Origin of the sequence: Clostridioides sp. ZZV14-6387 (assembly GCF_020657835.1) — a bacterium.
In the GTDB taxonomy this organism is placed as follows: domain Bacteria; phylum Bacillota; class Clostridia; order Peptostreptococcales; family Peptostreptococcaceae; genus Clostridioides; species Clostridioides difficile_A.
Genome location: NZ_JAGWCW010000018.1, coordinates 15,193 through 41,668 on the forward strand (window position 1 = coordinate 15,193; position 26,476 = coordinate 41,668).

Annotated in this window: 28 protein-coding genes and 4 tRNA genes; 28 read left to right on the forward strand and 4 right to left on the reverse strand. The window is 28.9% G+C overall.

Annotation, left to right across the window (positions count from 1 at the left end):
* Positions 1–57 precede the first annotated feature (57 nt).
* The 6 genes from mnmG to KGF38_RS12465 all read left to right on the forward strand — a co-directional run bounded on the left by mnmG (position 58) and on the right by KGF38_RS12465 (position 6,566).
* A complete protein-coding gene (gene mnmG, locus KGF38_RS12440) occupies positions 58–1,953 on the forward strand; it encodes a tRNA uridine-5-carboxymethylaminomethyl(34) synthesis enzyme MnmG (protein ID WP_054272090.1) in 1,896 nt (631 codons plus the stop codon).
* Positions 1,946–2,665, forward strand: a complete 720-nt coding sequence (gene rsmG / locus KGF38_RS12445) for a 16S rRNA (guanine(527)-N(7))-methyltransferase RsmG (protein WP_227832423.1) — start codon at positions 1,946–1,948, stop codon at positions 2,663–2,665. Before mnmG ends, rsmG begins: the two co-directional genes overlap by 8 nt.
* 162 nt (positions 2,666–2,827) lie before the next feature.
* A complete protein-coding gene (gene noc / locus KGF38_RS12450; protein WP_054272088.1) occupies positions 2,828–3,613 on the forward strand; it encodes a nucleoid occlusion protein in 786 nt (261 codons plus the stop codon).
* A 136-nt stretch (positions 3,614–3,749) separates the two neighbouring features.
* On the forward strand, positions 3,750–4,523 hold the full coding sequence (locus tag KGF38_RS12455) for a ParA family protein (protein WP_054272087.1): 774 nt from the start codon (positions 3,750–3,752) through the stop codon (positions 4,521–4,523).
* A 1-nt stretch (position 4,524) separates the two neighbouring features.
* Entirely contained in the window at positions 4,525–5,388 is an 864-nt protein-coding gene (locus tag KGF38_RS12460) for a ParB/RepB/Spo0J family partition protein (RefSeq protein ID WP_054272086.1), read from the forward strand.
* 32 nt (positions 5,389–5,420) lie between these two features.
* Positions 5,421–6,566, forward strand: a complete 1,146-nt coding sequence (locus tag KGF38_RS12465; protein WP_054272085.1) for an aminotransferase class V-fold PLP-dependent enzyme — start codon at positions 5,421–5,423, stop codon at positions 6,564–6,566.
* 103 nt (positions 6,567–6,669) lie between these two features.
* On the opposite strand, the gene KGF38_RS12470 is transcribed toward KGF38_RS12465, so the two are convergent.
* Positions 6,670–7,245, reverse strand: coding sequence for a GerMN domain-containing protein (locus KGF38_RS12470; protein WP_054272084.1), 576 nt, complete (start codon positions 7,243–7,245; stop codon positions 6,670–6,672).
* Between the two features lie 259 nt (positions 7,246–7,504).
* On the opposite strand from KGF38_RS12470, the gene rstA reads away from it, so the two are divergent.
* From rstA to KGF38_RS12565, 19 genes are all read left to right on the forward strand, one after another.
* Positions 7,505–8,797: a toxin production/motility transcriptional repressor RstA gene (rstA, locus tag KGF38_RS12475; RefSeq protein WP_054272083.1), complete on the forward strand. Its 1,293-nt coding sequence runs from the start codon at positions 7,505–7,507 to the stop codon at positions 8,795–8,797.
* Between the two features lie 104 nt (positions 8,798–8,901).
* Positions 8,902–9,504, forward strand: coding sequence for a sulfurtransferase-like selenium metabolism protein YedF (yedF, locus tag KGF38_RS12480; protein ID WP_054272082.1), 603 nt, complete (start codon positions 8,902–8,904; stop codon positions 9,502–9,504).
* A gap of 79 nt (positions 9,505–9,583) precedes the next feature.
* Positions 9,584–9,847 carry a DUF3343 domain-containing protein gene (locus KGF38_RS12485; protein WP_054272081.1) on the forward strand — a complete coding sequence of 88 codons (264 nt, stop codon included), beginning with the start codon at positions 9,584–9,586 and terminating at the stop codon, positions 9,845–9,847.
* A gap of 14 nt (positions 9,848–9,861) precedes the next feature.
* The gene (locus KGF38_RS12490) at positions 9,862–10,047 is read left to right on the forward strand and encodes a DUF951 domain-containing protein (RefSeq protein WP_021386561.1); all 186 of its coding nucleotides are present in this window, start codon (positions 9,862–9,864) and stop codon (positions 10,045–10,047) included.
* A gap of 102 nt (positions 10,048–10,149) precedes the next feature.
* Positions 10,150–11,346, forward strand: a complete 1,197-nt coding sequence (locus tag KGF38_RS12495) for a PLP-dependent aminotransferase family protein (RefSeq protein WP_054272080.1) — start codon at positions 10,150–10,152, stop codon at positions 11,344–11,346.
* Between the two features lie 216 nt (positions 11,347–11,562).
* Positions 11,563–11,841, forward strand: a complete 279-nt coding sequence (gene rpsF, locus KGF38_RS12500; protein WP_003420522.1) for a 30S ribosomal protein S6 — start codon at positions 11,563–11,565, stop codon at positions 11,839–11,841.
* Between the two features lie 36 nt (positions 11,842–11,877).
* Positions 11,878–12,312, forward strand: coding sequence for a single-stranded DNA-binding protein (locus KGF38_RS12505; protein ID WP_021386628.1), 435 nt, complete (start codon positions 11,878–11,880; stop codon positions 12,310–12,312).
* Positions 12,313–12,330: 18 nt separating this feature from the next.
* Positions 12,331–12,558, forward strand: a complete 228-nt coding sequence (gene rpsR, locus KGF38_RS12510) for a 30S ribosomal protein S18 (RefSeq protein ID WP_003420527.1) — start codon at positions 12,331–12,333, stop codon at positions 12,556–12,558.
* Between the two features lie 142 nt (positions 12,559–12,700).
* Entirely contained in the window at positions 12,701–13,021 is a 321-nt protein-coding gene (locus tag KGF38_RS12515; protein ID WP_054272079.1) for a MazG-like family protein, read from the forward strand.
* Positions 13,022–13,028: 7 nt separating this feature from the next.
* Positions 13,029–13,985 (forward strand): YybS family protein, encoded by a 957-nt coding sequence (locus KGF38_RS12520; RefSeq protein ID WP_054272078.1) that lies wholly within the window; start codon positions 13,029–13,031, stop codon positions 13,983–13,985.
* A gap of 10 nt (positions 13,986–13,995) precedes the next feature.
* Positions 13,996–15,990: a DHH family phosphoesterase gene (locus KGF38_RS12525; RefSeq protein ID WP_054272077.1), complete on the forward strand. Its 1,995-nt coding sequence runs from the start codon at positions 13,996–13,998 to the stop codon at positions 15,988–15,990.
* The gene (rplI, locus tag KGF38_RS12530; protein ID WP_054272076.1) at positions 15,991–16,440 is read left to right on the forward strand and encodes a 50S ribosomal protein L9; all 450 of its coding nucleotides are present in this window, start codon (positions 15,991–15,993) and stop codon (positions 16,438–16,440) included.
* A gap of 18 nt (positions 16,441–16,458) precedes the next feature.
* Positions 16,459–17,787 (forward strand): replicative DNA helicase, encoded by a 1,329-nt coding sequence (dnaB, locus tag KGF38_RS12535; protein WP_054272075.1) that lies wholly within the window; start codon positions 16,459–16,461, stop codon positions 17,785–17,787.
* A gap of 204 nt (positions 17,788–17,991) precedes the next feature.
* Complete coding sequence (locus KGF38_RS12540; protein WP_054272074.1) at positions 17,992–18,300, forward strand: hypothetical protein; 309 nt, start codon at positions 17,992–17,994, stop codon at positions 18,298–18,300.
* An 81-nt stretch (positions 18,301–18,381) separates the two neighbouring features.
* On the forward strand, positions 18,382–19,671 hold the full coding sequence (locus KGF38_RS12545) for an adenylosuccinate synthase (RefSeq protein WP_054272073.1): 1,290 nt from the start codon (positions 18,382–18,384) through the stop codon (positions 19,669–19,671).
* A gap of 327 nt (positions 19,672–19,998) precedes the next feature.
* Positions 19,999–20,074: transfer RNA gene (locus tag KGF38_RS12550), tRNA-Lys, on the forward strand.
* Between the two features lie 4 nt (positions 20,075–20,078).
* Positions 20,079–20,153, forward strand: a tRNA-Glu gene (locus KGF38_RS12555).
* A 4-nt stretch (positions 20,154–20,157) separates the two neighbouring features.
* A tRNA-Val gene (locus KGF38_RS12560) sits at positions 20,158–20,233 on the forward strand.
* Between the two features lie 32 nt (positions 20,234–20,265).
* Positions 20,266–20,340: transfer RNA gene (locus tag KGF38_RS12565), tRNA-Thr, on the forward strand.
* A gap of 348 nt (positions 20,341–20,688) precedes the next feature.
* Here the strand turns inward: KGF38_RS12565 and KGF38_RS12570 are convergent.
* Both KGF38_RS12570 and KGF38_RS12575 read right to left on the reverse strand, forming a co-directional pair.
* Positions 20,689–21,681, reverse strand: a complete 993-nt coding sequence (locus KGF38_RS12570) for an ATP-binding protein (protein WP_167640163.1) — start codon at positions 21,679–21,681, stop codon at positions 20,689–20,691.
* An 8-nt stretch (positions 21,682–21,689) separates the two neighbouring features.
* Positions 21,690–22,748 (reverse strand): DnaD domain protein, encoded by a 1,059-nt coding sequence (locus KGF38_RS12575; RefSeq protein WP_054272071.1) that lies wholly within the window; start codon positions 22,746–22,748, stop codon positions 21,690–21,692.
* Between the two features lie 124 nt (positions 22,749–22,872).
* Here KGF38_RS12575 and KGF38_RS12580 point away from each other — a divergent pair, with 124 nt between their 5' ends.
* On the forward strand, positions 22,873–24,336 hold the full coding sequence (locus KGF38_RS12580) for a M1 family metallopeptidase (RefSeq protein WP_054272070.1): 1,464 nt from the start codon (positions 22,873–22,875) through the stop codon (positions 24,334–24,336).
* A 235-nt stretch (positions 24,337–24,571) separates the two neighbouring features.
* Here the strand turns inward: KGF38_RS12580 and KGF38_RS12585 are convergent, their stop codons facing one another.
* Positions 24,572–24,733: a MerR family transcriptional regulator gene (locus tag KGF38_RS12585; RefSeq protein ID WP_079739825.1), complete on the reverse strand. Its 162-nt coding sequence runs from the start codon at positions 24,731–24,733 to the stop codon at positions 24,572–24,574.
* 335 nt (positions 24,734–25,068) lie between these two features.
* Here KGF38_RS12585 and KGF38_RS12590 point away from each other — a divergent pair, with 335 nt between their 5' ends.
* Positions 25,069–25,533 (forward strand): GyrI-like domain-containing protein, encoded by a 465-nt coding sequence (locus tag KGF38_RS12590; RefSeq protein WP_223153264.1) that lies wholly within the window; start codon positions 25,069–25,071, stop codon positions 25,531–25,533.
* Positions 25,534–25,670: 137 nt separating this feature from the next.
* Positions 25,671–26,468 (forward strand): MBL fold metallo-hydrolase, encoded by a 798-nt coding sequence (locus KGF38_RS12595; RefSeq protein WP_021386601.1) that lies wholly within the window; start codon positions 25,671–25,673, stop codon positions 26,466–26,468.
* Positions 26,469–26,476: the final 8 nt, after the last annotated feature.

A 26,476-nucleotide genomic window follows, 5' to 3' on the forward strand; every position in this document is an offset into this window, starting at 1 on the left:
TGTTAAAAAATTATAGTGTTTCTCATGAAACATTAATTTAAAAGAAAGGAATTATAAATGATAAAGTTTGAAGCAGGAAAATATGATGTTATAGTGGTTGGGGCAGGACATGCTGGATGTGAAGCTGCCTTGGCTACTGCAAGAATGGGATATAAAACTTTGATAATAACAATGTCTTTAGACTCTATAGCATTGATGCCTTGTAATCCATCAATTGGTGGAACTGGTAAAGGTCAATTAGTTAAGGAAATAGATGCCTTAGGTGGTCAAATGGGATTAAATATAGACAAGACATATATACAAAGTAGAATGTTAAACACTGCCAAAGGACCAGCAGTGCACTCTTTAAGAGCTCAAGCAGATAAATTTAAATATCATGAAGAAATGAAAAAGACGTTAGAAAATGAACCAAACCTTGATATAACTATGGATGAAGTTGTGGAAATGTTACATGAAGGAAATGTTGTAACAGGAGTTGGGACTAAGCTAGGATGTTCATTTAAATCTAAAGTTGTAATACTAGCTACTGGAGTTTATTTAAATTCAAAAATATATATGGGTGAGGTTGCATTTTATGAAGGACCTAATGCATTAGGATATGCAAAATACCTTACAGATAGTTTAGTTGAATTGGGTCTGAGAATGAGAAGATTTAAGACAGGAACTCCAGCTAGAGTTCATAGAGATAGTATAGACTTTTCTGTGATGTCTTTACAGGAAGGTGATGAAAAAGTAACTCCTTTCTCATTTATGAATGAAAATATAGAAAAAGAACAAGAGCCTTGCTATTTAACAAGAACTACTGAAGAAACTCAGAGGGTTATATTGGAAAATTTAAAAAGGTCTGCTATGTATAGTGGAGTAATAGAAAGTACTGGGCCAAGATATTGTCCTTCTATAGAAGATAAAGTGGTGAGATTTAGTGATAAAACATCACATCAACTATTTATAGAACCAGAAGGTTTAAATACTAAAGAGATGTATATCCAAGGAATCTCAACTAGTTTGCCTTTTGAAGTGCAATTAGATATGTACAAGACGATAAAAGGACTTGAAAACTGTAAGATAATGAGACCTGCATATGCCATTGAATATGATTGTGTTGACCCAACACAACTAAAAATAAGTTTGGAAATAAAGGGAGTTGAGAACTTATTTAGTGCTGGACAATTTAATGGGACTTCTGGATATGAGGAGGCCGCAGCTCAAGGGCTTATGGCTGGCATAAATGCAGTTAGAAAGATAGAAGGAAAAGAACCTTTTGTATTAGACCGTTCAGAGGCATATATAGGTGTTTTATTGGATGACCTTGTGACTAAAGGGACTAATGAGCCTTATAGAATGATGACATCAAGAGCAGAATACAGATTGTATTTGAGACAAGATAATGCAGATATGAGACTAACTCAAAAAGGTTATGATATAGGATTAGTTAAAAAAGATAGATATGAAAGATTCATAAATAAAAAGACTGCTGTAGAGAAAGAATTTGAAAGATTAAAAAATGAAAGAGTTACACCAAAAGAAGTAAATAGCCTATTGGAAGCAAAAGGAGCGGCACCAATAAAGGTTGGAATTTCGTTATACGAGTTTTTAAAGAGACCAGAGGTTACTTATGAATTACTTGAAGAATTAGGAAAAGGCGCTGGCGAAGATGTTTCAAGGGAAGTCAAAGAACAATGTGTAATAATAACTAAATATGAAGGTTATATAGAAAAACAATTAAAACAAATAGATCAATTTAAGAAACTTGAAAATAAAAAGTTAGATGAGAAAATAAATTATGCATCTATAGAAGGACTTCGATTAGAAGCAAGACAGAAGTTGGATGATATAAAACCTATTTCAATAGGACAAGCTTCTCGTATATCTGGAGTTTCTCCAGCTGATATATCTGTTTTGCTTATATATCTAGAACAAGTCAGAAGAACTAGAGGTGGCAAAGGTGACTAACATAGAACTTCTGAAAAATGGGATTGAAGGTTTTAACATAATTATTAATGAGAGTATGCTAGAAAAATTTAAAAAATATAGAGAAATACTAGTTGATTGGAACCAAAAAATGAATCTTACTGGCATAGAAGATGAAAAAGAGGTATATGTGAAGCATTTTTTAGATTCTATTTCAGCTGTAAAAAATGGATATATAAAAAATGGTATGTCTATAATAGATGTTGGTACAGGTGCTGGGTTTCCTGGTCTACCATTAAAAATATGCTTAGATGATTTAGAGCTTACCTTATTAGATTCTTTAAATAAAAGAATAAACTTCTTAGAGGAAGTTAGTAGAGAACTAGAGCTAGCTAATATTAAATTTATACATGGAAGAGCTGAGGATTTTGGTAAAGATGAAAAGTATAGAGAAAAATATGATATTGCTACAGCGAGAGCTGTAGCTGGATTACCAATTCTTATGGAATTTTGTGTACCATTTGTAAAGGTTGGAGGATATTTCATTTGTCTAAAGGGACCAAATGCTAATTTAGAACTAGAAGAATCACAAAAAGCTATTGATATTTTGGGGCTAGAATTTGTTGAAAAAATAGATGTGGAATTGCCAGAAATAGATTTAAATCATAATATATTAGTTTTTAAAAAAATAAAAGAAACACCAGTTAAGTATCCTAGAAAGGCTGGGAAACCAGCTAAGAATCCTATTATATAGTTAAAAGATTATTATAGGTAAGCTTAATTATTTCTCAGGAAATAATTAAGCTTATCTTAAACAAAACAAAAATAAAGGAATTATTAAAGTGGATGCAGAAATAAATTTGTATGTACATATAGAGAACAAAAATATTTATATCTAAAATAAGAGAGGTATGTTATGGAAGATAAAAGAGTTATGGAGATACCTATAGAAGATGTAGTTCCAAATCCATACCAACCAAGAAAAATATTTTCACAAGTTTCATTGGAGGAATTGAGTAATTCTATAAAGGTATATGGTATAATTCAACCTATAACAGTTAGAGCAAAAGATGGTAAATATGAACTAATTGCTGGAGAAAGAAGATTAAGAGCAGCTAAATTGGCAGAACTTAAAACTGTACCAGCAATTATAAATAATATGAACGATGAATCTTCTGCTGTTCTAGCGTTATTAGAAAATTTGCAACGAGAAGACTTAAATTTCATTGAAGAAGCAATTGGTTATGAAAACTTAATAAAAGAACATGCTTTTACTCAACAGCAACTAGCAGAGAAATTGGGCAAAAATCAATCTACTGTAGCAAACAAGCTTAGAATATTAAAGCTTCCAAACAACATAAAAATGAAGCTGATAGAGAATAACTTAACAGAGAGACATGCTAGAGCATTCCTTAAACTACCAAGTGAAGATTTAATGCAAAATGTACTAGATAAAGTTATAAAGAATGAATTAACTGTTAAAAAAACAGAGAAATTGATACAAGAGATATTAGAAGAAACCAAAATTCAAGAAGAGCCTGATAAAAAACAGAATATAAAGGGTGCTATGAGTATAAGAATTTACATAAATACTATAAAGCAGGCCTTTGATGCTATATCAAATACAGGAATTGATGCTAAGTATAATGAAATAGATAAGGGAGATTACATGGAAGTCGTTGTAAAAATCCCTAAAAAATAGAGATTACTGCTTACCAGTAATCTTTTTTTGTAATATAAGCCTTGTAATATAAATTGATTTATAGACATTATTTGTAATTATAAAATCACCTAGTCAACATTTAAAATTAATTTAATTCTTAAAGGGGGGGAACATCATGGGCAAAGTTATAGCTGTATTCAATCAAAAGGGTGGAGTCGGAAAAACTACAACAAATGTAAATTTAAGTGCTAGTTTAGGAATCTTAGGAAAGAAAATATTAGTATTAGATTTGGACCCTCAAGGAAATACAACTAGTGGATATGGTATTAATAAAAATGAAGTAGAAAATACAATCTATGAAATTATGCTAGATGGGTTACATATTAAAGAAGCAATAATAAATACTGAGTTTGAAAATATCGATTTAGTTCCATCAGCTACTGAGTTATCAGGTGCAGAAATAGAACTTACTTCTAAAAGTAATAGAGAGTATATTTTAAGAAATTCCATAAAAGCAGTAGCAGATGAATATGATTATATATTTTTAGATTGTCCACCCTCACTTGGGATGCTTACAATAAATTGTCTAACTGCTGTAGATAGTGTCTTAATTCCTATACAATGTGAATATTATGCTTTAGAGGGAGTTAGTCAATTGATGGAGACTATAAAATTGGTAAAATCAAGATTAAATGCAGACATAGAGATTCAGGGTGTTGTTTTAAGTATGTTTGATGGGAGAGCTAATCTATCAATACAAGTAGTTGAAGAAGTCAAAAAATATTTTAAAGGAAGTGTATATACAACTCTAATTCCAAGAAATGTAAGGCTTGCAGAAGCTCCAAGTCATGGAAAACCTGTTATTTACTATGATAAAAGGTGTAGGGGCTCTATAGCTTATTTGGAACTAGCAGAAGAATTTATAGATTTAGAAGAGGAGGAATATTAGTATGGAGAATAAGTCTAAAAGAAGTAACAGATTGGGTAGAGGTCTTAGTGCATTGATACCAGAAATTAAAGGAGAAACTTCAGAAAAAGAGATAATCAACATCGATATAGACAAAATATATCCAAACGAAGTTCAGCCTAGAAAACAGTTTGATGAAGAAAAAATAAAAGTATTATCTGATTCTATAAAAAATTATGGCGTATTACAACCAATAGTAGTTAAGATGGATGAAAATGACAAATACATGATAATAGCGGGAGAAAGAAGATTTAGAGCATCAAAACTTGCAAATAAAAGTCAAATACCTGCTATAATTAAAGATATAGATATGAAAGACATAATGGAGATAGCTTTAATTGAAAATTTACAGAGAGAAGATTTAAACTCAATAGAAGAGGCCCTAGCATATAAAAGCTTAATAGAACATTATAATGTAACTCAAGAGGAAATATCAGAAGCTGTTGGTAAAAGCAGACCTCATATAACTAATACTCTAAGACTTTTAAATCTTGGACAAGATGTTATAGATATGATAGATAGTGGTAGAATTACAGCAGGGCATGGTAAGGCGTTGTTGAGAATTGTAGATAAGGATTTACAGCTACAAATAGCAAAAAAAGTAGAAGAAGAAGAGCTTTCTGTAAGAGAAGTCGAAAATATAGCTAAAAAAATATCTGAAAACAAAGAAGAAGTACCAAAAAAATCTAAGCCTAAGGATGTATTTATCTTAGATGTAGAAGATAAACTTAGAAATATATTTGGGACGAAGGTAAATATTTCTAAAGGAAAGAAAAAAGGTAAAATAGAGATAGAATACTACAATGATGATGATTTAAACAGTATTGTATCAATGCTTCTTGAATAAAACAAAACTATAAAACGGAGAGGAAGATTGTTATGATTTATTTAGATAATGCTGCAACTACATATCCAAAACCAGAAAGAGTGTATGATGCTGTTTTAGATTGTATGAAGAACTACTGTGCAAATCCAGGTAGAGCTGGACATAAGCTTGCTATGAGAGCTGCTAGGGAAATATATGATACAAGAGAGAATATAGCTAAGTTATTTAATGTGAGCAATCCTATGAATATAGTATTTACATCTAATGCTACAGATTCTTTAAATCTAGCAATAAAAGGTGTATTACAGGATGGTGACCATGTAATAACAACATCTATGGAGCATAATTCAGTAATAAGACCTATAAAAGCATTGGAAAAAAGAGGTATTGAAAATACTGTAGTAAAATGCGATTATGAAGGCTTTCTAGATTATGAAGAATTAGAGAAGTCAATAAAGGGAAACACTAAATTGATTGTAACGACACATGCATCTAATGTATGTGGTACTTTAATAGATATAAAGAAGGTTGGAGAAATAGCTAAAAAACATAATATATTATTTTTAGTAGATGCATCACAAACAGCAGGTGTCTATGATATAGATGTAAATGAATTTAATATAGACATGTTGGCAATGCCAGGTCATAAATGCTTATTTGGACCTCAAGGAACAGGTATACTATACGTAAGAGATGGTTTAAATCTAAATATATTAAAAGAAGGTGGAACAGGAAGTAAGTCAGAAGAAATGGTTCAACCAGAATTGTTCCCAGATAAATATGAGTCAGGGACTCATAATACTCCAGGTATAGCAGGTCTTAACCAAGGTGTATTATTTATATTTGAAAGAGGAATCAACAATATAAGACAACATGAAGAAGAATTATGTCAATATATGATAGACAAGTTAGAGGAAGTGCCAGATATAAAGATATATGGACCAAAAGATAGTAAAAAAAGAGCGTCTGTAATAGCTATAAATATAGGAAACATGGATTCTGGAGAGGTTACTTTTTTACTAGACAGTGATTATAATATAGCAACTAGATCAGGAATACATTGTTCTCCACTAGCACATACCACTTTAGGCACTTTAAAACAAGGTGCAGTAAGATTTAGCATAGGATATTTCAATACAAAAGATGAAATAGATAAAGCAGTAGAAGCTTTAAAGAAAATTTCAAAAAATAATAAGTAATATTAAGTATTATAGAATTAAAGAATATAAAAAATAGTGTAGATTATATAATCTACACTATTTTAGTATGCCTTAAATGTATCTTAAAGTGTGTCCTAAAAAATTACTTTAAGTAATCTCCTTCTTCAAGAACTATATGGCCACTTTCATAATTAGCACCATCAACAGTAAGTTTTATTTGTTCAACATTCATATTTTTTATGTAAGTACGAGCAACTGAATCAAGCATTAAAGTTTCTGCATCACTACCTAAGTTTGACTTTGTAAAATCAGAATTAACATCTAATATACCAGTTTTTACACCATCAATGTCTTTTGTAGTAAATGAGTTTAATTTTGCAGATTCTGGAACAACTTTAAGTTTTTGAAGCTCCTCAAATAAAGTATTTTCATCAACTTTGCTTAGGTCAACTTTGTTTTCTATTAAATCTGTCTGGTCTACATCGAAAGAGTAAATAATAGCTGATTGAGTTTTATTTTCCTCTTTTGGAGTAGAAGTAGCTTTTTTATTAGGAACCTCTTTCTCGGCATTATTTTCTTCTTTTGGTTGCTCAACATTTGTATTACTCTTAGTTTCTTTTTTAGGTGTATCATTCCCAACTTGAGCATTAGTACAACCAATTGCGAATATAGATATAGATAATATACTTAACACTAACATTATTTTCTTATTTTTCATAAAAATTTCTCCTCTCATAAAAACTATTCTTATATATAATTATAGTCGTTATGAGCAAATATATGAATACAAAATAGTAACAAATTTAAAAAATGATTTATTTAAATTAATTAAATCCAAAATAAACTAAATTTTAGTCATTTTTATGGGAAATCATTTAATGTACACAGAAAATATTGTAAAATAAAAGTAGTGTTTTTAAAATAAATATAAGTTATAATTATATTATAAAAAAATGTCTTCAAAAGGTGGGAATAGTATGGAAATTTTGAGCTTAGGAGAAAAGATTAAAAAATTAAGAAAAGAAAAAAACATGACATTAAAAGAATTAGCTGGAGATAGGATAACAGCAGCACAAATAAGCCATATAGAGAGAGATAAATCTCATACTAGTTATGAACTGTTGGAATATCTAGGCGATAAGTTAGATGTAAGTGTAGAGTATTTATTAGAAACCAAAGAAATGCAGTCAAAAAAGATAACTGATAATTTAATACTACAGAGCGAAATCTACATAAAAGAAAATGAGTTAAACAAGGCTGAGGACCAAATAAAAGAAGTTTTAAATATATGTAAGAGATACGATTTAATGGAGAACTATGGCAGATGTAATTTTTTAATGGCTAATATTAACCTAAAAAAATCTGATTATAATGATGCTATAGAAAACTTTGAAAAGGCATTATACTTCTTTATAAAAAATAGTGATAGTGAAAATATACTTAAGTGCTATTTAAATATAGGAAAGATATACATGCAAGAAGACTTTTATAAAGGTGCTATAAGCCACTTTAATTTTGCAGAAGAAATTTTGTCAGAGAGTAAATTTGAGGATGTTAATATATACAAGGAACTATATAGTAAAATGGCATATTGTTACATAAAATTAGATAATCCAAATATGTCATTGAAGTACATAGATAAGATAAATGAAATAGACAATAGAAATGATAGAAAAGAAGATGTCGATATTTTGGTGTTAAAAGCAAATAACATGCTTGAGATAGGAAAATATGAGGAATCAAAAGATTATTTTAAAAAAGCATTAAAGATACTTGAAAATGAAGATAATAAAACTGGATTAGCAAATGTATATTTAACAATTTGTGATGTTTACAGAAAAATAGGTGAAACAGATAGAGTACTTGAATATTCACAAAAGGTATATGACATAAAGAAAAATGATGAAGATGAATATATGATGTCAGGATTATTCAAGATAATAGAAGCATATATAGATAAAGAAGATTATGATTTAGCTAGAAAATATTGTAAGATAGCCTTAGCTTCATCAATAAAAAATAAAAATAAGTTCAATGAATATAGAGCATTAAAATTCTACTCTAATATGTATAAGAATCAAAATGAGATTACCCTTGCAATTGAGTATTTAATCAAATGTATAAAAATAGTATCAGACCTAGGAAATAGTAGAATATTGGCTAATTTATATATAGACTTAGGTCAATTATATTCAAGTATCTCAAAAGAAAAAGAGTTAGAATATTATCAAAAAGGTGTATTTATGTATAAAAATCTAGAAATAATGTAAGAAAAATAAACCTATAAGGTTATAGAAACAATCTATAACAAGCAAGATAACATCTATGATAAAATATAAATTGTATGAATATTTTTAAGGAGATGAATCAAACAATGAGTATAAAAATAGATGCTAGAGGACTTGCTTGTCCTAAACCAGTTATAAATACAAAAAAGGAATTAGATAAAATAGAAGAAGGTATTGTAGTTACAACAGTTGACAATGAAACAGCTAAAGAAAATGTATTAAAACTTGCTAAATCTTTAAATTGTGAGGCAAGTATTGTTGACGAAAAAGAAAATTTTATATCTATAGAAATTATAAAAGGTCAAAATATCTTAGATAAACAAGATATTGTAGACAAGGAAGAATGTAAACTAGAAGATACATGTATATTTATATCTTCAGACAAAATGGGGCTTGGAAATGATGAATTAGGGAAAGTATTAATAAAAGGATTTATATATACTTTAACTGAATCTAAGCCTTATCCTAAATATGTACTTTTAGTTAATGGAGGAGTAACACTAAGTGCTGAAAATGAAGAAACTATAGAAAATTTAAAAATACTTGAAAATGAAGGCGTAGAAGTCTTATCTTGTGGTACTTGTTTAGACTACTACAATTTAAAAGACAAACTACAAGTAGGTTCAGTTACAAATATGTATACTATAGTTGAAACATTAAAGAATGCATCAAATACTATTTCTATATAATGTACGTTTGTTTAATAATATAAAAACTAATAATAATGATTAATTTAAAGAAAAACAGATAGTCAGAAAGGATTAAGCAATGAATCAGATGTATATAGTGTCATTTAATTCGACACATCATGCAATAAGATCAGAAAAGTTATTTGGTGAAAATGGTCTAAAGGTAATGGCTCTTCCAACACCAAGAGAAATAACAGCAAGTTGTGGGATATCAATTAAATTTTCTTTTGAAGACATGGAAAATATAAAAACAATTTTAACTGAAAATAATGTAGATATAAAAGGAATTTATTGTATAAGTAAATTAGAAGATGGTTCGAAAGAAGCAGAGAAGCTAGATTAGGAGGCTAATTATTTATGCCAATGGATTTAAAAATAGGAGACATTGTCGAATTAAAAAAACAACACGCATGTGGATGTAAAGAATTCGAAATTATAAGAACTGGAATGGATATAAAGATAAAATGTACCAAATGTTCAAGGTTAATAATGCTTGATAGAGAGACCTTAGAAAAGAGAGTAAAAAAGCTAATAAAAGAATGATATAAAATTAACATTTAAAAAATGTCAAATACCGTATATTAATATCCGAAATTTTGGTATAATAGAAAATGAAGAAAACATTTTCATGGGGGTGCTTTAATTATGGCAATTAAATATGCAAGAAGAATGGAAGGTTTACAAGGATCTGAAATACGTGAGCTTTTAAAACTTACTCAACAACCACAAATAATATCTTTTGCTGGTGGAATGCCTGCTCCAGAATTATTTCCAGTTGAAGAAATGAAAAAAGTATCAGTTGCAGTGCTTGAAGAAAATGGAAGATCAGCTATGCAATATACTACAACAGAAGGATATGAACCATTAAGAGAGAAAATAGCAGCTAGAATGAATGAGAAAAATCAAACTAATGTAGACAAAGACGATATATTAGTTACAAGTGGTTCTCAACAAGGTCTAGATTTTGCAGGAAAAGTATTTATTGATGAAGGTGATGTAATTTTATGTGAAAGCCCATCTTACATAGGAGCTATAAATGCATTTAAATCTTATCAACCTAAATTCATAGACGTTCCAACTGATTCTGATGGAATGATAATGGAAGAATTAGAAAAAATACTAGAAACAACTGATAGAATAAAAATGATTTACGTAATTCCTGACTTCCAAAATCCAACAGGAAGAACTTGGCCACTTGAAAGACGTAAAAAATTCATGGAAATAGTAAACAAATTTGAAATACCAGTAATAGAAGATAATCCATATGGAGATTTAAGATTTGAAGGAGAATCTTTACCATCTTTAAAATCAATGGATACAAAAGGATTAGTAATATTCTTAGGAACTTTCTCTAAAATATTCTGCCCAGGATACAGATTAGGATGGACTTGTGCTTCTCCAGAAATATTATCTAAATTTAACTTTGCAAAACAAGGTGCAGACTTACAAGCATCAACTATATCTCAAATGGAAGTAAGTAAATTCATGGATATGTATGACTTAGATGCACACGTTGAAAAAATTAAAGCAGTTTATATTAAACGTAGAGATGTAATGCTTAAGACTATGGAAGAAGAATTCCCAGAAGGATTAGTATTTACTCATCCAGAAGGTGGATTATTTACATGGGTAGAGCTTCCAAGTAATTTAAATGCTAAAGAATTAATGCCAAAATGCTTAGAAAAGAATGTTGCTTATGTTGCTGGAGGAGGATTCTTCCCTAATGGTGGTAGAGAAAATACTTTCAGACTTAACTATTCAAATATGCCAGAAGAAAAAATAATAGAAGGTATAAAAAATATAGCATCAGTTTTAAAAGAAGCTATGGGTGTTGAAGCTTAATTAAAAATAATAACTTATATAGATATATTATAGGGGATGGCTATTGCCATCCCTTGTTAATTTAAGAATATATAATTTGCCTTATATTAAACTTTGTCCAAAATTTAAATTGACATAAATGAGAATAAATGATAAAATGTGTAGGTATGAGATTTTAGTCTCATTTCTCTGCTCTAAGAGTGTAGAGCCGTTAAGTCCAAAGGGAGGTGAATTATAGTGAGAAATTATGAATTAGTTTATGTGGTAAAGCCAAACTCTGATGAAGAAGTAAGAGAGGCTATACTAAACAAAGTTAAGGAAGTTGTTGCAACTGACGGAGAAATAGTTAAAGTTGATACTTGGGGAACTAAAAAATTAGCTTATCCAATAGCTAAGTTTACAGAAGGTTTTTACGTATTAGTTAACTTTAAATCAGCAGTAGACGTTCCTAAAGAGATAGACAGAAACTTAAAGATAAATGAAAACGTAATAAGACACATGATAGTTGTTGCTTAATAACTGGTTTTATTATAAAAAATAGGTGGTGTTTTTATGAATCAAGTTGTATTAGTGGGAAGATTAACTAAAGACCCTGAATTAAGATACATCCCAGGTACAGGAACACCAGTGGCATCCTTTACAATAGCCATTGATAGAGACTATGTAAAAAAAGATGGATCTAAAGAAACTGATTTTATACCTGTTGAAGTAATGGGTAAATCTGCTGAATTTTGTGCTAACTACATAACTAAAGGTAGATTAGTTGCATTGCAAGGATCTATAAGAGTAGACAATTATCAGACACAATCAGGTGAAAAGAGAACTTTTACAAAAGTAAGTACTAGATCAGTACAAGCTTTGGATAGTAAGAATAAATCGGAAAATTCATATAGAGAAAGTGCTCCAGCTTTTGAGCCAAGCTTTGAACCTCAAGGTCTAGACCCACAAGGTTTCCAAGCTATAGATGATGACGATATACCATTTTAAAAAGGAGGGAAAAAAGTCATGATGAATAAAAAAAGACGTAAGAAAAAAAGAGTTTGTCAATTCTGTGCTGACAAAAACGCTAAAATAGATTACAAAAGTACTCAAAGATTACAAAAGTATATAACTGAAAGAGGAAAGATATTACCAAGAAGAATATCTGGAACTTGTGCTAAGCATCAAAGAGAATTAACAGTTGCTATAAAAAGAGCGAGAAATATAGCACTTTTACCATATACATTAGACTAAAAAAATGAGCCTTGTGCTCATTTTTTATTATAGGTATTTATATATCTAAATGAAGCGAGCTATAAAGCTCGTTTTTTTGTTTATATACTTAAATATATTATTATTTATGATATAATATTATATATTAAGGAGGGTTGTAAACGTGAAAATAGATAAAGGTTCTGAAATAACGAGAAACATAAAGATAATAGAATGGATGAAAACAGAAATATTAATGAGTGTAAGTGATTTGTTTAACTTATTATTTAAAGGGGTAAAACCTTTAGATGAAGCAATTCAAGATACTCTAGCAAATATAATAATGATAACATATCTCTTAGCAAAGAGATTAGGAATTAGTTTTAGAGATGTGGATTATAAAGTCAAAGAAAAAATAAAAATTGGTATAGATGAAGAGCATAGTGTTGAAAGATGGTATGGAGATTTATCTAATTTAAAAAAACATATGGATAATAGGGAGTGATATTAAATTGAATAATAAAATTAGACTATCTAAAGCAATGCATATAATAGTTTTAGCTATAATAATCGCTTTAGTAATAGCCTATATTCCAATGCTAGGAATGTTTAGTATATTAGCAGCTGTTCCATATGTAATTATAGGTGCTATTACTGATAGAAGGTATTCTTTTATATCTATTTTGATTACATTTTGCGTACTAATTCTATTTGCAGACATTTCTTATGCATTAAATATATGTATAATGTATTCTTTACCAGGTATAGCAATAGGAAAGATGTTAAAGAGAAGTTTTGAACAAGAAGATAGCAATAAATTTGAACCCATATATGGTGGAACAATAATATTTGTACTTTCAATGCTTGTATATTTCTTTGTATTAAAAACATTTTTAAATGTAAATTTATTAGATGAAGTTTCTAAGATGATAGCAGAAATTGTAAACATCCAAAAGAATAGTTTTTCAGCAACTGAACTTAAAATATTTGATAAGATGAAGCCAGATGAGATTGTAAGCTATTTTACAAACATGTTACCAATGATGCTATTTTTACAAGGGTTATTATCAGCATTTGTAACATATTATTTAAGTGTATTTTTTATCAAAAGAATTACAAAGATGGATATAAGATTTCCTAAATTTGCAGATTTTTATTTACCAGGAAATGCTATACTCACAACTTTCTTACTTTATTTGTTAGTCTTATTTATTCAAATTATTGGTTCAAAACTATATACAGAATTAATAATGACTAATTTACAGCTAGTTTTTAATTTAATGTTTGTAATTCAAGGTATAGCAGTTTGTATTTATTTTTTAAAGAAATGGATAAGACAGGGACCAAATAAAATTATGTTTCTTTCAGGGATAATTTTATGTTTATTTGGATTTATGGGAATATCTTTTGTTGGTATGGTAGATAGTATAATTGACTTTAGAAAGGTGAGAAGTTATAAATCCACTTAGGAGGATAGAAATGAGTAATAAACAAACCTTTAAATTAAATATGCCAGAAATAAATTTATATATAATTGTTATTGGTATTTCTAGTATAATTTTGCTTTATTACAACTTGTATGTAGGGTGTTTATTTTTCTGTATTTTTGTATATATGGTTTTTCACAATTGGAGAACAACTAATATTAGACGTCATGAATGGACAGAGTATATTCAAAATTTATCTTTAGACATAGATGAAACAACCAAGAAAGCCATAATAAATCTTCCAATACCACTGTGTATCCTGGAGTTTGATGGAAATATATCGTGGTATAATGGAAAGTTTTATGATATGATTGGTCAAAAAGATTTACTTGATAAAAATATAGAAGAGATAGTTAAAAATCTTAATTTAAGAAAAGTATTGAATGAAAATAAAGAGATGTACACAGAAATAAACTACAAAGAAAAAGAATATACAATAATTTATAATGTTATAAAAAATGATCAAGAAAAGAATCCTAAATATTTGATGATATTATACTGGATAGATAAGACAGAATATTTAAAAGTAAAACAAGATTATGATGACGAAAAAAATGCAATGATGCTAATACAAGTAGATGGATATGATGAAGTATTAAAAAGTGCAGCAGAAGACAAGAGAGCTTTAATTAATGTTGAAGTAGAAAAAATACTTTCTGCTTTAGAATTAAACTCCAATGGTGCATTGAGAAGAACTTCAAAAGATAAATTTTTCTTGGTAATGCATAAAAAAGAGTTAAAAAAATTAGAAACTGAGAAGTTCTCTATTTTAGATACAATAAGACATATTGATTATGGAAATAATCTTCCTGTTACTATAAGTATAGGAATTGGTATAGATGGAGATACATTAAATGAGAACCTAAAACTTGCGACAGGTGCACTTGATTTAGCACTTGGTAGAGGTGGAGACCAAGCTGTTGTAAAAACAAAAGATAAATTTGTGTTTTATGGAGGAAAATCTAAAGCTGTAGAAAAGAAAACCAAAGTAAAATCTAGATTGATAGGTCATGCCTTAAGAGAGGTTATACAACAAAGTGACCAAGTTTATATAATGGGACATAAATATCCAGATATGGATGCTATGGGAGCTGCAGTTGGAGTTTATGACATATGTAAATCCTGTAACAAAACAGCAAATATAGTTTTACAATCGGTAAATGAATCTATAGAAATATTTATAAATAAAATAAATGAAAATAATTATTATAAGAAACTATTTATTGGAAAAGAAGATGCTATTGACAACTGTACTAAAAACACGTTAGTTGTGGTAGTTGATACTCATAGACCTAATTATACCGAATGTGAAGAGCTATTAAAGCTATCAGAGAAGATAGTGGTAATAGACCATCATAGAAGAGGTGTGGAATTTATAAATGATGCAGTACTTTTATTCCATGAGATATATGTATCTTCAACCTGTGAAATGGTTACAGAATTAGTTCAATATATGGATGAAGATGTAACAATAAATAAACTAACAGCTGAAGGTCTTTTAGCAGGAATAAGTCTAGATACTAAAAACTTTGCATTCAAAACAGGTGTTAGGACTTTTGAAGCTGCTTCTTATCTTAGAAAAGTTGGAGCAGATACTATTGAGGTCAAAAAATTCTTCAATTCTGATGTGAAAGATTTCATAATAAAAGCTGAAATAATTCAAAGTACTAAAATAATTAACAATAGAATATGCTTAGCATATTCAAGTACAGAGATAGATAGTATAAATGTTATAATAGCTCAAACTGCTGATGAGTTATTAAACATAAAAGAAGTAGAGGCTTCCTTTGTATTAGGTGAAAAAGATGATACGATATTTATAAGTGCGAGGTCTTTAGGACAAATAAATGTACATGTGCTTATGGAGAAATTAGGAGGCGGGGGACATATAGATATAGCTGGAGCACAGTTAAAAGATGTTTCTCTAAAAGAAGCTTATAAGATGGTAAATAAAATAATAGAGGAGTATTTGGAGGAGGAAGAATAGATGAAAGTTATATTATTAAAAGATGTAAAAGGAACTGGTAAAAAAGGGGAAATGAAAGAAGTAAGTGATGGATATGCAAGAAATTTCTTATTTCCTAAAAAGATGGCTGTGCAAGCAGATAATGTAGCAATAAAAGAGTTAAATGAAAAGAATAAGTCTAAAGAGATAAAAGCGAAAAAAGAATATGAAGAAGCTGTTTTATTAGGGAAACAAATGGAAGAAATCAATATAGAAATATACTCAAAAGCAGGAGAAGGTGGAAGACTTTTTGGTTCAATAACTGCTAAAGAGATTGCTGAGCAATTAAAGAAACAAAAAGATATAGATGTAGATAAAAGAAAAATATTATTAGATGAACCAATAAGAACTCTAGGTTCAACTTTTGTAGAAATAAAAATACATCAAAAAGTAACTACTAAAATAAGAGTAGATGTAAAAGAAAAACAGTAATAACTAGAGGTGATAAAGATGGAAGATATGACGAGAATTCCTCCTCATAGTGTAGAATCAGAACAATCAATATTGGGTTCTATACTTCTAGATAAAGATGCTATAATAACAGTTACAGAAACTATAAAGCCTAATGATTTCTATAAAGAGGCTCACAAAATAATATATGAATGTATGATAACTTTAAGTAATAAAGGTGAGCCTATAGACTTGATAACACTGACAGAAGAACTAAGAAAACAAGGGCATCTTAATGATATTGGAGGAATCAGTTATATTACAAGTCTTTCTACTATAGTACCTACGACTTCAAATGTAAAATACTATGCTGACATAGTAAAAGAGAAGTCTGTGCTTAGAAAGCTTATAAAAGCTTCTAATGAAATAATAAATCTAGGATATAGTGGAGCAACTAAAATTGAAGATGTTTTAGAACAAGCTGAAAAGAGCATATTTGATATATCACAGGAGAAAACTAGTGATGATTTTAAATCTATAAACTTAGTTTTGATGGACGCCTATGATATGATAGAAAAATTATACACTAATAAGAGTGATGTAACTGGCATAACTACTGGTTTTAAAGATTTAAATAAAAAAATAAATGGTCTTCAAAGGACTGATTTAATATTAATTGCAGCCAGACCAGCAATGGGTAAAACTGCTTTTTCTTTAAACTTAGTACAAAATGCCGCCTTAAAAGGTGATGCATCTGTAGCTGTGTTTAGTCTAGAGATGTCTAAAGAACAATTAGTACAACGTATGTTATCTTCACAGTCTAGTGTAGAATTAAAAAAGATAAAGACTGGAACACTTAATGATAATGACTGGCCTAGAATTATAGATGCTATGGCAGTGTTGTCAGATGCGAAAATACACATAGATGATACACCTGGTATAAAAATATCAGAATTAAGGTCAAAGTGTAGAAAGTTAAAGATAGAAAAAGGTCTAGATTTAGTGCTTATTGATTATCTTCAACTTATGGAAGGAGAAGGTAATAACGAAAGCAGACAACAAGAAATATCTAAAATATCAAGGTCACTAAAGATACTAGCAAAAGAATTGAACTGTCCTGTTGTGGCATTATCTCAGTTATCACGTGCACCAGAACAAAGAGCAGACCATAGACCAATGTTATCTGACTTAAGAGAATCTGGAGCAATAGAACAGGATGCAGATATAGTCATGTTTTTATATAGGGATGAATATTATCATGCTGATTCTGAGAGTAAAAATATAGGAGAAGTAATAATAGCAAAAAATAGACATGGTGAAACTGGTTCTGTAGAACTAGTTTGGCTTGGTGAAGTTCAACGATTTGGGGATAAGTTGAGAGACCTATAATCTAACGAATATCCACAGAACATCCTTTCTTTCTACAGGAAAAATGTGGATACATGTCACTAAATATGTCTAAACCTTGAAATATAGCTAAAAAATTATCCACAGTATCCACAGATGGCCTGTTGATAAGTGTGAATAAGTAGATAAAGCAAGCTTTTAGCTTGCTTTATCTGTGTATAAATATTAATTATTAGGAGGAATAATATGGAAAAAATAAGCTTAACGTGTATATATCCCAATATAATTAAAGTACTTGATGAAATAAACTTATTTAGAGTAATTGATAATAACCTAAAGGAATCAATTGTTGTCTATGCTAGTATTGTGGATAGTCAATATTATATAAATATGACTAACACAAACTTTGGAAATATAACTAACATATGTAAGTTAGAAAAACTTCTAGATGTGGATAAATTTATGGAAAAAGTTATAAACTATGAAAAAGAAATCATAGAGAAAGATGAATTTTCAAAAATAGAAAAATATCTGTTAAATATTGGAGAACGCTAAAAAAGTTGAAAAAAATACGAATGTTTGATAGAATAAATAAGTAAAGCGTTCGAGAGTATATAAAATATAGAGGTGAATTACATGAAAACAGTTGCAATTGTTGGTTCTCAATGGGGAGATGAAGGTAAAGGTAAAGTTATAGATTATCTTGCTACTCAAGCAGATGTAGTAGTAAGAGGACAAGGTGGAAATAATGCAGGACATACATTAGTTGTAGAAGGTAAGAAGTATGCACTACATTTAATTCCATCTGGAGTATTAAATCCAAAAACAGTGAATATAATAGGAAATGGTATAGTATTTGACCCTAAAGGATTTTTAGAAGAATTGGAAATGTTTAAAGCGGATAATATAAATACAGAAAATATAAAAATAAGCGATAGAGCCCATGTCATATTCCCATATCATAAAGAACTAGATGCATTGTCAGAAGAAGCCAGAGGCGATTTAAAGATAGGTACAACAAAAAAAGGTATTGGACCTTGCTATATGGATAAAACAGAGAGATCTGGAATAAGAATCTGTGATTTAATGGACAAGGAAAAATTTGCTATAAAATTAAAAGCTCAGATAGATGCTAAAAATGAAATAGTTAAGAATATATATGGAAAAGAAGAATTATTTGATTTTGAAACAATATATAATGAATATATCGGATATGCAGAACAAATAAGAAAATACGTTGCAGATACATCAGTTATTGTATATGATGCAGTGAGAGCAGGTAAAAAAGTATTATTTGAAGGAGCACAAGGTACTTTATTAGATTTAGATTTAGGAACATATCCATTTGTTACATCTTCTCACCCAACATCTGGTGGATTTGCAATTGGTGCAGGTATAGGACCAAACATGATAAAAGATGTTGTTGGGATAGTAAAAGCATATACTACAAGAGTTGGAGAAGGTCCATTTGTTACAGAACAAATAAATGAAACTGGTGACAAAATAAGAGAGCAAGGTCATGAATTTGGAGTAACTACTGGTAGACCCAGAAGATGTGGATGGTTTGATGCAGTTATAGTTAAGTATGCAGCTAGGGTTAATGGTTTAACTAGTATCTCATTTATGTTACTAGATGTTTTAACTGGATTTGATAAGATAAAAGTTTGTACATCTTATAAGATGGGTGATAAAATAATAACAGATTTCCCTGCATCATTAGACGACTTAGCAAAATGTGAACCTATATATGAAGAATTAGATGGATGGAAGGAAGATATAACTCAAGTAGATAATTTTGATAATCTTCCAGAAAATGCAAAGAAATATATAGCTAAAATAGAAGAGTTGGTCGGAGTAAGTGTAGACATGGTTTCTGTTGGGCCTAATAGAGCTCAAACAATAATAAGAAAAAATATATTTGCTTAATATTTTATTAAACAATTTAAATTGTGAATAATAAGGAAAGAGTATCTTAAGATAATGATTATAGTTATTAGAGATACTCTTTTGTGTTAGATTTGTATTAAGTCTTTATTCAGTTAAAATTATTTATGTATGTTCTATGTGTGATTAAAGTTGAATTTCTGTATTCTAATTACATATTTTATTCAAAATGCTTGTTGAAAATAAGTAGTTCAAGAGGATTATAATTATATGCTAAAAAAAATAAAAAAACTATTGACTAAAAATTGTACAGCAGTTATAATATAACTTGTGAGTGAAAGAAACGACGAAAAAAGTCGAAAAAAATGTGGTCTATTAGCTCAGTCGGTAGAGCACCTGACTTTTAATCAGGGTGTCCCGCGTTCGAGTCGCGGATAGATCACCAAAATGGCTCGTTGGTCAAGAGGTTAAGACACCGCCCTTTCACGGCGGTAACAGGGGTTCAATTCCCCTACGAGTCACCAGTATGGGACTATAGCTCAGCTGGGAGAGCACCTGCCTTACAAGCAGGGGGTCACAGGTTCGAGCCCTGTTAGTCCCACCATTTTTGAATTAGAGATAAATACTAGATTATATGCTGGTGTGGCTCAACGGTAGAGCAGCTGACTTGTAATCAGCAGGTTGTAGGTTCGATTCCTATCACCAGCTCCACAAAGTACATAAATTCAAATTAATATAATTTTCTACGTTATAGGATACTTTTAAGTATCTTTTTTTGATTGAAAAATTAAATTTAATTACAATAAAGTATTAAGTTATTTGTAATGATATAATTTATAAGATTAAAATTTAGAGTATTTTTAGAATAGTATTATATAATCTGCTAAGCTTACAATATTGATAAATTATAAGTAATATAAAGAATTAGATGTATTAAAGATACTTTAGAAATGTACTTATAGTAGAGAGATTAGTTTCTTTAGTATAAGTTTTAAACAGAGAAGCAAGTTTGTCTTACCTCTCTATTTAAAAATAAAAAAATGTTTTTTAAGGGCTACTTTATTTAAATCTTTCCCATCTCAAATCATCACCAGTAAATTCTAAAATCCTAAATTTGTCTAAAATTCTAGAAAGAGTTCTTTGAGTATAAGTATTTCCTATTTGGGATGGTGTTAAGTTGGTTGAGATAATAATTTTTTTACCAGTAACAAGTCTTGTGTTTACAATGTTGAAGATTTCTCCACTAGTAAAAGAGTTATTAAGTTCAGTACCAAGGTCATCTATTATTAATAAATCACAATCAAACAAGTTTTTATAATTATCTTCACTTATCGGATTATTTGTGTCTCTTCTAAATTTATAGTCTTCGAGAATATCTAATATTCTAAAAGAAGTTTGATAAATTACAACATTTCCTTTGTCCAATAATTCCTTTGCAATACAATTGCACATATATGTTTTTCCCAGTCCAGTAGAACCATAAAACAGTAGATTTTCATCATTATCTTCCTTGAAAGCATGAACAAAATTTTCGCAGACACTTAAATTATTTAGCATATTTTCTCTAGGAGATATTTCTCCATCAGAGCCTTTCTTAGGAGAAAATATATTCAAGTTAAAATTCGAAAAATTTTCCTGACTTAAAATCCTGTCTAAATTAGACATTTTATAAGCTTCATTTACAATTTCTTGTTTAAGGCAAGAGCATTTTTCCCCATTAGGTAAAAAACCTTTATCTTTACAAGAAGTACATTGAAACTTTATTTCTAAGTAATCAAGAGGGATATTATTCTCAGCTAAAAGTTCCTCCTTCTTTACTTTTAAAGATTCTATAGTATTTTTAGATTTATTTACAATCTCATCTTTAGATTTAGGATTTAAAAGTACTATTTTAGCTAGACTAAGGCCTATTTTAGAAATCTCATCATCTATAGATTTTATTTCAGGAATTCTATTATATACCTCATTTTTTCTATGTTCTAATAAGAGTTCACTATTATCTCTTCTCTTATCATATTTAGCAAGTATTTTTCTTATTTTATCTTCATTCATTTAATCACCTACTTAAACTTTTCTTTTTGACTTTTTTTAATAATCTCATCGAGTTCATCAGATGTATACTGAGTGAATGTCTCATTGAAATTATGAAACTTAGTTTTCTTGTAAGTATTGTTGTTTTGAGTAGTATTAATCTGCTTCTTATTAATATTCTCCTTAACTATACGTTCTTCCTCTTTTTGCTTTAAATCATTTAAATTTTTTATATTTTTTTCATTCCAATTTTTAATTATACCATTTATATAAGATATACTTGGGTTTGAAATATTTTTAGATTTAGAGCAAGCATTTATTATTAAGTCCATATCCATACCAAATTTATCAAACCAAGTGTCCATAAGTTCTTTTTCTGACTTTGATGGTTGTCTTGAAAATCCTAATTCATTGAAAATAGTTTTGTATAAAATATATCTTTCACTTCTAACTAAAAAGCTATCTTCAACATCTTTTGGTGTATATAAATTTGAATCATACCAATTCCTGATAATACCCTCAATGTATTTAACTGGTTTTGATGTACCAGTTTTATCTTTTACATATTCATAAGCACAAAGTATCATATCAGGACTCATATTGTATTTATTCATTATATCCATGATACTTATCTTTTCACTTGGGTCGAGATAGCGGCCAACTATTTTATTTATGGAATTGAACATTTTTCTAATACTTGGATTTTCAGAAGTAGATACAACTTGGTCTGTATTAGATTTTATAGATGAATTATTACCTAATATATTCTCAATATAGAAATTTTTTAAATCTAAAAATTCTATTGAATAATTAAAATTATCATATTCTCCATTGTCATGTATTTTTATAATCTTCTTTTCCTCCCAAAATTTCCAAGCAGATAACACATCAGACAAAGGTATATTTAGGTTTTTGGCTATTGAATTATTGTCGAACTTAGGATTAGAAGTAATATCACATGCTTGTCTATAGCCTAAAAGATAAACTTTTACGTATAACCCGTCCGCCATTGGCATAAATATATCTATAAAGATATTGGGAATAGTGATTTCACCTAAATCTATTTCATTGCTTTCTTTGAAAAACATTTTATCACCTCAGATTAAATTATATCATTTTTTATATTATATTTGTCTGTAAACAAATAAAAGGTCGCAAGATTAGCATGTAAATATTTTCTAGAAAGATTCATTTTGAAAGGGAGGAGATATTTTGGTTATAAAATTCAACCAAAAAGTAAGAAGAACATTATCAGTAGCAATTTTATTTATGGTATTAATAATAGGTTGCTTTATAGAAAAGGATGACAGTTTAGAAGCGTATAAAGAAAAAACTAATTCAAAGATAAATCAATATAATATGGATGTTATATTTGATGATGAAACGAAGAGGCTAATGTGTAATCAGAATGTTGAGTACATAAATAATACAAAATCAAACATGGATAAAATATATTTTCATATATATCCAAATGCTTTTTCAAAAAAAGAGTTTGCTCCTTTTGAAAAAGAGGAAATGACAAAAGCTTATCCTAATGGGTTTAATGAAGGGTACATAGATATAAAGAATATATTAAATAGGAATAGTAAAATGGAGTATAAGATTAAAGGGGATAAAAATGATATATTAGAAATAGAATTAGGGAAAGAATTAAAACCGAATGAAAGAATATCATTAGATATAAAATATAATGTAAAAATACCAAATTCAGTTGGAAGATTTGGATATGGGGAAAATACTATAAACGTTACTAACTGGTTTCCTATAGTTTGTGTTAATGATGAAAGAGGTTGGAATCTAAAGAGTTATGAAACAATTGGTGACCCATTCTATAGTGAGACTAGCGATTTTCATGTGAAACTATTAATTCCAAATAAGTATAAGATTGCTCACACAGGAAAACTTATTAATGACAAACATGACAATAAAAAGATGCTATATGAAATAGAAGCTGAAAGTGTTAGGGATTTTGCATTTATATTAAGTAGTAAATTTGATGTAACTAAGGTAGATTCAAAAGGAATAGCAATTAATACATACAATTTAAATAAAAAACTTTCTAAAAAAGCAACTGAAGTGGCAAAAGATTCAATAGATATATTTAGTGAATTATTTGGGAAATATCCATATAAAGAATACTCTGTCGTAGCGAGTGACTTTTTTATAGGTGGGATGGAATATCCTATGCTCGTTATGATAGACCAAAGCTTATATAATGAGAAAAATGAATTTCTACTTGAATATGTTATTGCCCATGAGACAGCACATCAATGGTGGTATTCTGCTGTTGGAAATGATGAAATAAGTGAACCTTGGTTAGATGAAGCACTTACTGAATATTCTACAATAGTGTATTTTGAGCAAAAATATGGTAAAGAGATGGCAAATAAACTTCTAAAAACTATGGAGATACAGACAAAGAGTTATTTGAGTGAGAATATATTTAAACCAGCAAATGAGTATAAAAATTCTACTGAATATAGCTTGAATGTTTATACAAAAGGTGCAATAGCGTTTAATGAAGTGAGAAAAGAAGTTGGTGATAAAGTATTCTTTGAGACTTTAAATGAATACTATAATAAATATAAACATAAAAATGCTAATGGAAGGGCTTTTGTGGAGATATGGAGCAATAAAGGGGTAGATATAAATAAGATTATAAGTGAATACAAGTAAATTTTGTATAGGGAATGTTTCAAAATAAGAATTTGGAGCATTTCCTTTTTTATGTAAAGAACAGAAAAATAGAAATGGAGGTTTTTAAGAACCTCTAGTCTACAGGAGAATTGTTCTTAAAAAAAGAAAAGTATCATGTCTAATTGTTGTTTCAAAATAAGTATTATATCATTATACTTTATTTGGGTGCATATTTACCTTATAGCTACAACAATAGTTTTTTATTTAGCAGAGTTTATATGACTTGTACTATTCCCAAATTTTTTTCATCATCATAGTATCTATACTGATTTTCTTCATTTTTAAATGATGGTTCTAAAATATCTTCTTTATCGTAATAACGTAGAGCTTTTACAGTTAAACCAGATATTTTAGAAAACTGACTTACTCTATACATAATTACCTCCTTTGATTTTAATTGTAAACTATCCTCTGCACTGGAATGTTAGGAAAATTATAACGTATTAAAGATAGCTATACAATAAACTATTTATATATAATGTCTTATAGAATATAGAGTTAATATTCCTAGCAATTTATAATATCTTTTTAAAGTAACTTGCTTTATGGTTTGCATATTGAAAACATTGTATATAGTATTCAAATATGCTTATGCAATTTAATAAATATTACTTTGGGGCTTGAAAAGAGCATTGTAGGACAAGCCACAATATATGCTAGATGATATCATGTTAACTATAAATATAAAATAAACTTATTGGAGGAAATGAAATGTCAAGAATAACAGATATTACTGTGGTCGAACAGAGTGCATATTATGCTTTAGTAATAAAGAAAACAATTAACTTCATGGTTGAATTTCAAGAGTTTTCTGCTGAAGGATATGCCAAAATCATGGACTATATAAAAAGTAAAAATACTTTTGTAGCAGGAGCACCTATTGTCTGCTTTCACAATATGGACTTAGAAAACTTAAATATTGAAATAGGCTTTCCTACTGCAACTAAGATGGAAGGCGTAGATGATATTCAGGGTATAGAAATACCTGCACAAAAGATAGTTACTGCAATTGACCAAGGTGATTATATTTTGCAAGACCCTACATTAGAAGAATTGTTTGCATGGGTACAGAGTAGCCTCTATGAAATGCTTGGAGAAATTTATTATCAATACTTAAATACACCAAATCGCCCAACAAATGAACTATTGACTAAAATGATGTTGCCTATTCGTTAATATGAAGTATCAAAAATAAAACATGAAAATTTAAAATAGGAGTTGAACTTAAAATTTGATTGGAAAAAATCAATTTCGAGACAACTCCTGTTTTTTTGGTATAATATAATTTATAAGGCAGAAAAAGAGGTGAAGGAATGCTAAAGTATTGTTCAGTTGGAAGTGGCAGTAGTGGAAACTGCCATTATATAGGGTATAAAAATACTAATATACTAGTAGATGCAGGGTTAAGTGGAAAGAGAATAACTACAGGTCTTAAAGACATTGATGTAGATGCAGATAAATTAAAAGGAATATTTATAACACATGAACATGTTGACCACATAAAAGGGGCAGGTATATTATCAAGAAAGTTTGATATACCGATATTTGCCAATATAAAGACATGGTGTTCTATGAAGGATAAGTTAGGAGATGTCAAAGATAAAAATATGAAAGTTTTTGAAAATGATAAAACTTATTCACTAGGAGATATTATAGTGAGACCTTTTTCAATAGAACATGATGCATCTGACCCAGTTGGATATAATTTCTATACAGAGAGTGATGAAAAGATATCTATAGCTACTGATATAGGATGTATAACTCAAAATATAAAAAAACATCTATATAAATCTAAGTTAGTAGTATTAGAATCAAATTATGACCCTAATATGCTTATGATGGGTTCATATACATATGCTTTAAAGAAAAGAGTAATGTCAAACACTGGACATTTATCTAATGAAGATGCTGCTAATTTCTGTGTTGAGCTGATTAATGAAGGTACAGAATCTATATTATTAGCTCACTTAAGTAAAGAAAATAATTTTCCAGAATTGGCATATGAGACTTCAAAAGGAGTATTAGCATCAAATGATATAGTAGTTGGACAAGATGTGAAGCTAGATGTACTATCACGAAATGATGTTTCTAATGTTTATGAAATGAAGTAGAGGTGAAT